The organism is Achromobacter sp. 1012554356, assembly GCF_059760815.1.
Genome location: NZ_JCBANC010000109.1, coordinates 1 through 7,348, shown reverse-complemented (window position 1 = coordinate 7,348; position 7,348 = coordinate 1). Strand labels below are relative to the sequence as shown.

Here is a 7,348-nt window from a genome sequence, read left to right as displayed (position 1 = left end):
ATGTAACAGCGCCCCGCCCCCCCTTGAACCTCAGAACATCATCCCTATAATTAGCACTCGACTCCGGTGAGTGCTAACACCTCCCGGGCAAACCGACCACCCCTTTCATTTAGTTAACAGGAGTTCCTCATGGCCTTGCGTCCCCTGGGCGATCGCGTGATCGTCAAACGCCTCGAAAACGAGCGCAAGACTGCCTCGGGTATCGTCATCCCCGACAGCGCCGCTGAAAAGCCCGACCAGGGTGAAGTCGTGGCCGTCGGCCCCGGCAAGAAGACCGAAGACGGCAAGATCCTGCCGGTCGACCTGAAGGCTGGTGACAAGGTTCTGTTCGGCAAGTACGCCGGCCAGTCCGTGAAGGTTGATGGCGAAGAACTGCTCGTCATCCGCGAGGACGAAATCCTCGCCGTGGTTCAGTAAATCTCCCGCCTCAAACGAATTTTCGAAGGAAGCTAACAAATGGCTGCCAAGCAAGTATTGTTCGGTGATGACGCTCGCGTGCGCATCGTCCGTGGCGTGAACGTTCTCGCCAACGCTGTTAAGACCACCCTGGGCCCCAAGGGTCGCAACGTCGTGCTGGAGCGCTCGTTCGGCGCCCCGACCGTGACCAAGGACGGCGTGTCCGTCGCCAAGGAAATCGAACTGAAGGACAAGTTCGAAAACATCGGCGCCCAACTCGTCAAGGACGTCGCGTCCAAGACCTCCGACAACGCCGGTGACGGCACCACGACCGCCACCGTGCTGGCCCAGGCCATCGTTCAGGAAGGCCTGAAGTACGTTGCCGCCGGTTTCAACCCGATCGACCTGAAGCGCGGCATCGACAAGGCTGTCGCCGCCGCCGTCGCCGAACTGAAGAAGCAATCCAAGCCGGTCACGACCAGCAAGGAAATCGCTCAAGTCGGTTCCATCTCGGCCAACAGCGACACGTCCATCGGCCAGATCATCGCTGACGCGATGGACAAGGTCGGCAAGGAAGGCGTCATCACCGTCGAAGACGGCAAGTCGCTGGAAAACGAGCTGGACGTCGTCGAAGGCATGCAATTCGACCGCGGCTACCTGTCGCCCTACTTCATCAACAACCCGGACAAGCAAGTTGCCGTTCTGGACGACCCGTTCGTCCTGATCTTCGACAAGAAGATCAGCAACATCCGCGACCTGCTGCCCGTGCTGGAACAAGTTGCCAAGTCGAGCCGTCCCCTGCTGATCATCGCGGAAGACGTCGAAGGCGAAGCGCTGGCCACGCTGGTTGTGAACAACATCCGTGGCATCCTGAAGACCACCGCCGTCAAGGCCCCGGGCTTCGGCGACCGCCGCAAGGCCATGCTGGAAGACATCGCCATCCTGACGGGCGGCACGGTGATCTCCGAAGAAACCGGCATGTCGCTGGAAAAGGCCGGTCTGGCTGAACTGGGCCAAGCCAAGCGCATCGAAGTGGGCAAGGAAAACACCACGATCATCGACGGCGCTGGCGACAGCAAGTCCATCGAAGCCCGCGTCAAGCAAGTGCGCGTGCAGATCGAAGAAGCCACGTCCGACTACGACCGTGAAAAGCTGCAAGAACGCGTGGCCAAGCTGGCCGGCGGCGTTGCCGTGATTCGCGTTGGCGCTGCCACCGAAGTCGAAATGAAGGAAAAGAAGGCTCGCGTCGAAGACGCCCTGCACGCCACCCGCGCTGCAGTGGAAGAAGGCGTTGTGGCTGGCGGCGGCGTTGCGCTGCTGCGCGCCAAGCAAGCCATCGCTGACCTGAAGGGCGACACGCCTGACCAGAACGCCGGCATCAAGCTGATCCTGCGCGCTGTGGAAGAGCCCCTGCGCACCATCGTCACGAACGCCGGCGAAGAAGCCAGCGTCGTGGTCAGCAACGTGCTGAACGGCAAGGGCAACTACGGCTACAACGCCGCGACCGGCGAGTACACCGACCTGGTCGAGCAAGGCGTGCTGGATCCCACCAAGGTGACCCGCACCGCCCTGCAAAACGCTGCCTCCGTCGCCAGCCTGCTGCTGACGGCCGAAGCCGCCGTTGTTGAACTGGCTGAAGACAAGCCCGCTGCTCCGGCCATGCCCGGCGGCATGGGCGGCATGGGCGGCATGGACTTCTAAGTCCCGCTGTTCTTGCAAGGCCTCCCCGGCTTCGGCCGGGGAATGCAGTATCCGAAAGACCCCCGGACCTTCGCCCCGGGGGTTTTTCTTTTTTTGCGCCCGGCAACGGCGCCCTAAACTTTGCGTGTTGTTTCAGTAGCGGCAAATTTTCCGGCGTTTGAAAACTTTTGCCAACAATCTGGCCGTATCTGGGGCTTGTACGCGTCCCTACAATGAAGGCTCGCCCTACCGAGACATTGCCCCATGCGACTGCCCAGAACCGTCCTGCAAGTACTGCGACCCTCACAGATCGGCGGTTTGCTGATGGACTCCGCCAAGCAATGGTCGAGCCATCGCGCCTCCAGCAAGGGCGCCGCGCTGGCGTTGTACATGGTGTTTTCGCTGGCCCCGATGCTGCTGCTGGTGATCGCGGTGGCGGGCGCGTTCTTTGGCGAAGAGGCCGTGCGGTCCGAGTTGTTTGCGCAGTTGCGCGACTTGATCGGCGAGCGCGGCGCCGAGGTGATCCAGACGGTACTTGCGAGCGCACACGAATCCGGCAGCGGCTGGATAGCGGCCATGGTCTCGATCGGCGTGCTGATCTTCAGCGCCACCACCGCCTTTGCGGAATTGCAGGCCAGCCTGGATGAATTGTGGGAAGTGCGGGCCAATCAGAAAAGCGGCATAAAGGGCCTGGTGCGAAGCCGCCTGCTGTCGTTCGGGCTGGTGCTGGTGCTGGCGCTGTTCCTGCTGGTGTCCCTGACCGTGAACGCAGGCTTGGCGGCTGCGCGGGGCATCTATGGCTCGCTATGGGCCAACTCGACCTTCTCGATTGTGGCGGAGTGGGCGTCCAACCTGTTTTCCTTTTCCGTGGTGGCAGCGCTGTTTGCCGTGATCTTCAAGCTGCTGCCCAGCGCCAGGATCTCGTGGCCGGACGTCATCCCGGGCGCCGTCGTGACGGCCGCCCTGTTCCTGCTGGGCAAGTGGGGCATCGGGCTGTATTTGAGCCGCGGCGCCGCGGTGTCCGCCTACGGGGCGGCGGGTTCGCTGATCGCGTTGCTGCTGTGGATCTGGTATTCCGCGCAGATCTTCTTCTTTGGCGCCGTTTTTACGCGCCAATTTGCGTTGCGCTTTGGAAAGGTGGAACGGCCTTCGCAACCGTCTGCTCAAACGCCCCCGCCTGCGCCAGTACCCAAAAGCGAGAGCTGAACCGCTTCAATACCGGCGGCGGCAGCGTCAAGGCGCGGGCGGGCTTTCCAAACCTGCCATCAGACGCAGGCACTGAAGGAACACAGGCCGCAATTCCTCCGGGATTGGAGCCAGCACCTGCGCCTCGACCTCAGCGTCTCGCGGCAAAATGCGGGCGAGCAGCGCCGCCCCTTCCGGCGTGATTTCCAGCGCATAGGCGCGTCCATCCTCCACCGACCGCGTGCGGCGCACGTACCCCTTCTTCGTCATGCGCGCGATCATTTCCGCAAAGGAATTGCGGTCCAGCGCGATCAACTCGGCGATGCGGTTCTGCGTCGCGCCGGGATTCTGATAGACCGTGACCAGCAACGCCTTCTGGCGCGGGGTCAGATCCTCGTCCGGAAACGCCTGTGTGAACAGCGCCTCGGCCCGGAAATGGGCGCGGCGCAGCAGGTGGGACGCCACGTGCGTCAGGTCGAATTCCTTCAGGGTCCGGGCGGAAGCCGGGCGGGCGGATCGGGAAGCGGCGGTCATCTGGCGTCCATGGAATGTGCCTGGCGATTGTAGGCGCAGCCGTTCTCGCAAATGCGCATTGACTTGGATTCGCCCACTGCCTAATATCCGCCAATATAGTACGTATACGTATTTATCTGAACCGCCTTAACTGACTTCACGGGAACGACGCCGATGCCGACTCGCCAACTGCGCAACTACCTGGACGGCCGCTTCGAAGACGGCGCGTCCACCTTTGACAAACATAGCCCGGTGGATGGGCAACTGATCGCGCAGGTCCATGAAGCCAGCCGCGATCAAGTCGACCGCGCGGTCATCGCGGCGCGGCGCGCCCTGCCCGCCTGGGCGGCCTTGCCCGTGGCGGCGCGCACCGATTACCTGCTGGCGCTGGCAGACGGCATCGAGCGCCGGTTCGACGACTTCCTGCAGGCCGAGATCGGCGACACCGGCAAGCCCATCGGCTGGGCCGGCAAGATCGACATCCCGCGCGGCGCGGCCAATTTCCGCACCTTCGCGGAACTGGCGCGCACGCTGGACATGGAAAGCTACATGACCGACACGCCCGACGGCCGCCAGGCGTTGAACTACGCCTACCGCAAGCCGCTCGGCGTGGTCGGCGTGATTTCGCCCTGGAACCTGCCGCTCTTGCTGCTGACCTGGAAAGTCGCGCCCGCGCTGGCCTTTGGCAATACGGTCATCATGAAGCCGTCCGAAGTCACGCCGTCCACCGCCACCCTGCTGGCGGAAGTCGCGCACGACGCCGGCCTGCCGCCCGGCGTCCTGAACCTGACGCATGGCTTCGGCCCAAATTCGGCCGGCGAATTCATGACCACGCATCCCGACATCGACGGCATCACCTTCACCGGCGAATCCTCCACCGGCGCCGCCATCATGCGCGCCGTGGCGCCCGGCGTGAAACCCGTGTCCTTCGAACTCGGGGGCAAGAATGCCGCGCTGGTCTTCGCCGATGCCGACTTCGACGCGGCGGTCGACGGCGTCACGCGTTCGGTCTTCGCCAACTGCGGGCAGGTCTGCCTGTGCACCGAGCGCGTCTACGTCGAGCGCCCGATCTACGACCGCTTCGTCGCCGCGCTGGCCGAGCGCGCGCGCGCCCTGCGAATCGGCTGGCCGCTGGACCCCGACACCGAGATGGGACCGCTCGTCTCGCGCGAGCACCGCGAAAAAGTGCTGTCGTACTTCGCCCTCGCCCGTGAGGAAGGCGCCACCGTCGTCACCGGCGGCGGCGTCCCCGTCTTCGGCGACGCGCGCGACGAAGGCGCCTACGTGCAGCCCACCATCTGGACCGGCCTGCCCGAAGACGCCCGCTGCATCAAGGAAGAAGTCTTCGGCCCCGTCTGCCACATCGCCCCCTTCGACACCGAGGACGAAGCTACCCGCCTGGCCAACGACACCCGCTACGGCCTCGCTGCCGCCGTCTGGACCCAGAACCTCACGCGCGGCCACCGCGTCGCCCAGGCCATGCAGGTCGGCCTGGCGTGGGTCAACTGCTGGTTCCTGCGCGACTTGCGCACGCCGTTCGGCGGCAGCGGCCTGTCCGGCATCGGCCGCGAAGGCGGTCGCCACTCGCTGCACTTCTACACCGAACCCACCAACGTCTGCATCAAGCTCTGACACCTATACACAAGGACCGCACGATGAACCAGCCCACCGCCAGCGCCACCGTTGTCCCCGGCAAGGCCACGCCCCGCGGCAAGTATCCCCACATCAAACGCGCCGGCGACTTCCTGTACGTCTCCGGCACCAGCTCGCGCCTGCCCGACAACCGCATCGCTGGGGCCGAAGTCGACGCCATGGGCACCACCACGCTCGACATCCGGGAGCAAACCCGCGCCGTAATCGAGAACATCCGCGACATCCTCGCCACCGCCGGCGCCACGCTTGCCGACGTCGTCGAGATCAGCACTTTCCTGGTCAACATGAACGACTTCGGTGGATACAATCAGGTCTACGGCGAGTTCTTCGACGCCGACGGTCCGGCGCGCACCACGGTTGCGGTGCACCAGTTGCCGCACCCGCATTTGCTGATCGAAATAAAGGCCGTCGCCTACAAGCCCGCCGCCCGCTAGCCGATCCCCGGCGATCCGGACAGCGCACCATGGGCGGCGGCATGTCGGACTCACCCAGGGAACAGGACCATCGTCCGCGGCCACGCGCCGGGGCGGCCGCACGGATGTCGAACTTCCGCATAACGCCCAACGCGCTGAGCCACAAGCTCAAGCTGCACCAGCTTCAGATCTTCGAACGCGTCCTCGCGCGCCGCTCGCTATCGCGCGCCGCCAGCGAACTGCACCTGACGCAACCCACCGTCACCAAGGCCATCCACGACCTCGAAGCCTTCTTCGGCTCAACGCTGTTCGAACGCTCCAACCGCGGCGTCACACCCACCGAACTTGCCCTCGTGCTGGGCAGGCGCGTGCACGCCATGATGGCCGAAGTGCGCTACATGGCCGACGACATCGACGCTGTTCTTGGCGGCGCCAGCGGCCACGTCGTCGTCGGCACCTTGATTGCCGCCTCCGCCAAACTCCTGCCCGAAGCCATCGCTCGCCTCATGACCGAACACCCCGGCATCCAGGTCACCGTCCGCGAAGGCCCCTCCGCGCAATTGCTGCCCGCGCTCGCCACCGGCGACGTGGATATCGTCGTCGGCCGCCTGCCCGGCGCCGACATGGCTTCGATCTCCGGCGTCGCTGTCGATCATCACAAGCTCTACCACGAAGACCTGTGTTTGGTCGTCGGCGCCCGTCACCCGATGGCTGGTGCAACGGACGTCGCGTTGGCGGACCTGATGGATCACATCTGGATCCTGCCCGCGCCGACGTCGCCGCTGCGAGCGTCGATAGAACGCACGTTCTTTGACGCCGGATTGCGTTTGCCGGCCCGGCATGTCGAGTCGCTGTCTCTCTTGACCAACATCGGCGTGCTGATGCATAGCGATGCGCTGGCGCTTATTCCCTATGACGCTGCGGCGCAGTTTCTTTCGATGGGCATCCTGGCACGCCTGCCTACGAATGTGTTTGGCGCGTTTGGCGACGTGGGATATTCGATCAGAGCTGATCGTCCACTGACGCCTGCATGTCAGCGGCTGGTGGATTACTTGAAGCAGATTACAGCGCAGCGGCTAGCGCCCGCGGAAGATTCGTCGACCGGCGTCTAAGACTGGAGCCGCGCGATGGCTGATGAAGACCGAGCTTCGTAGGCCGGTGTCAGACACCAGGGAGGCGTCGGCTCAGTGCGGCAGGGCAATGCTGGGGTGTTAGACACCTACGTATGCGACACCGACGCACTCCTAATCGCAGCCACTCGCGAAGCGTCATCACCACGACGCAAGACGCCGCGTAAGCCCCGCCAGGCCGCCCGCGCGGCCGCTGCGGGGCGGGCACCGCAAGCCGCTCCAAACACGCGCTGACCCCAGCAAGAACCTTAAAAACCCAACTCGCCCCACCGGCCGCCAAGCTGAATTCATCGCAGCCGGGTGCGGCGTCGGCCTGGGGTGCGCGGGGCGTGTAGATGCGCCCGAGGGAAACCGAAGGGAGCCGAAGGCGTACGAGGT

At 64.4% G+C, this 7,348-nt stretch carries 7 protein-coding genes; 6 read left to right on the top strand and 1 reads right to left on the bottom strand.

What is annotated here, in order from left to right; translation table 11 throughout:
- Positions 1 to 129 precede the first annotated feature (129 nt).
- From groES to AC6LJW_RS29200, 3 genes are all read left to right on the top strand, one after another.
- On the top strand, positions 130 to 417 hold the full coding sequence (gene groES / locus AC6LJW_RS29210; protein ID WP_006221616.1) for a co-chaperone GroES: 288 nt from the start codon (positions 130 to 132) through the stop codon (positions 415 to 417).
- A 39-nt stretch (positions 418 to 456) separates the two neighbouring features.
- On the top strand, positions 457 to 2,097 hold the full coding sequence (gene groL / locus AC6LJW_RS29205) for a chaperonin GroEL (protein ID WP_056558767.1): 1,641 nt from the start codon (positions 457 to 459) through the stop codon (positions 2,095 to 2,097).
- A 243-nt stretch (positions 2,098 to 2,340) separates the two neighbouring features.
- Positions 2,341 to 3,282 (top strand): YihY/virulence factor BrkB family protein, encoded by a 942-nt coding sequence (locus AC6LJW_RS29200; RefSeq protein ID WP_056558770.1) that lies wholly within the window; start codon positions 2,341 to 2,343, stop codon positions 3,280 to 3,282.
- A gap of 27 nt (positions 3,283 to 3,309) precedes the next feature.
- Here the strand turns inward: AC6LJW_RS29200 and AC6LJW_RS29195 are convergent, their stop codons facing one another.
- Positions 3,310 to 3,795: a MarR family winged helix-turn-helix transcriptional regulator gene (locus AC6LJW_RS29195; RefSeq protein WP_498088946.1), complete on the bottom strand. Its 486-nt coding sequence runs from the start codon at positions 3,793 to 3,795 to the stop codon at positions 3,310 to 3,312.
- A 153-nt stretch (positions 3,796 to 3,948) separates the two neighbouring features.
- Here AC6LJW_RS29195 and AC6LJW_RS29190 point away from each other — a divergent pair, with 153 nt between their 5' ends.
- From AC6LJW_RS29190 to AC6LJW_RS29180, 3 genes are all read left to right on the top strand, one after another.
- Positions 3,949 to 5,406: a 2-hydroxymuconic semialdehyde dehydrogenase gene (locus tag AC6LJW_RS29190; protein ID WP_427985915.1), complete on the top strand. Its 1,458-nt coding sequence runs from the start codon at positions 3,949 to 3,951 to the stop codon at positions 5,404 to 5,406.
- 23 nt (positions 5,407 to 5,429) lie between these two features.
- The gene (locus tag AC6LJW_RS29185; protein ID WP_056558779.1) at positions 5,430 to 5,861 is read left to right on the top strand and encodes a RidA family protein; all 432 of its coding nucleotides are present in this window, start codon (positions 5,430 to 5,432) and stop codon (positions 5,859 to 5,861) included.
- Between the two features lie 104 nt (positions 5,862 to 5,965).
- Positions 5,966 to 6,952 carry a LysR substrate-binding domain-containing protein gene (locus AC6LJW_RS29180; protein ID WP_498088945.1) on the top strand — a complete coding sequence of 329 codons (987 nt, stop codon included), beginning with the start codon at positions 5,966 to 5,968 and terminating at the stop codon, positions 6,950 to 6,952.
- Positions 6,953 to 7,348 lie beyond the last annotated feature (396 nt).

What these genes read in the sequence shown, in the direction of transcription:
- groES (WP_006221616.1), top strand. Translation starts at nt 130, where the DNA reads ATGGCCTTGCGTCCCCTGGGCGATCGCGTGATCGTCAAACGCCTCGAA.
- groL (WP_056558767.1), top strand. Translation starts at nt 457, where the DNA reads ATGGCTGCCAAGCAAGTATTGTTCGGTGATGACGCTCGCGTGCGCATC.
- AC6LJW_RS29200 (WP_056558770.1), top strand. Translation starts at nt 2,341, where the DNA reads ATGCGACTGCCCAGAACCGTCCTGCAAGTACTGCGACCCTCACAGATC.
- AC6LJW_RS29195 (WP_498088946.1), bottom strand. Translation starts at nt 3,795, where the DNA reads ATGACCGCCGCTTCCCGATCCGCCCGCCCGGCTTCCGCCCGGACCCTG.
- AC6LJW_RS29190 (WP_427985915.1), top strand. Translation starts at nt 3,949, where the DNA reads ATGCCGACTCGCCAACTGCGCAACTACCTGGACGGCCGCTTCGAAGAC.
- AC6LJW_RS29185 (WP_056558779.1), top strand. Translation starts at nt 5,430, where the DNA reads ATGAACCAGCCCACCGCCAGCGCCACCGTTGTCCCCGGCAAGGCCACG.
- AC6LJW_RS29180 (WP_498088945.1), top strand. Translation starts at nt 5,966, where the DNA reads ATGTCGAACTTCCGCATAACGCCCAACGCGCTGAGCCACAAGCTCAAG.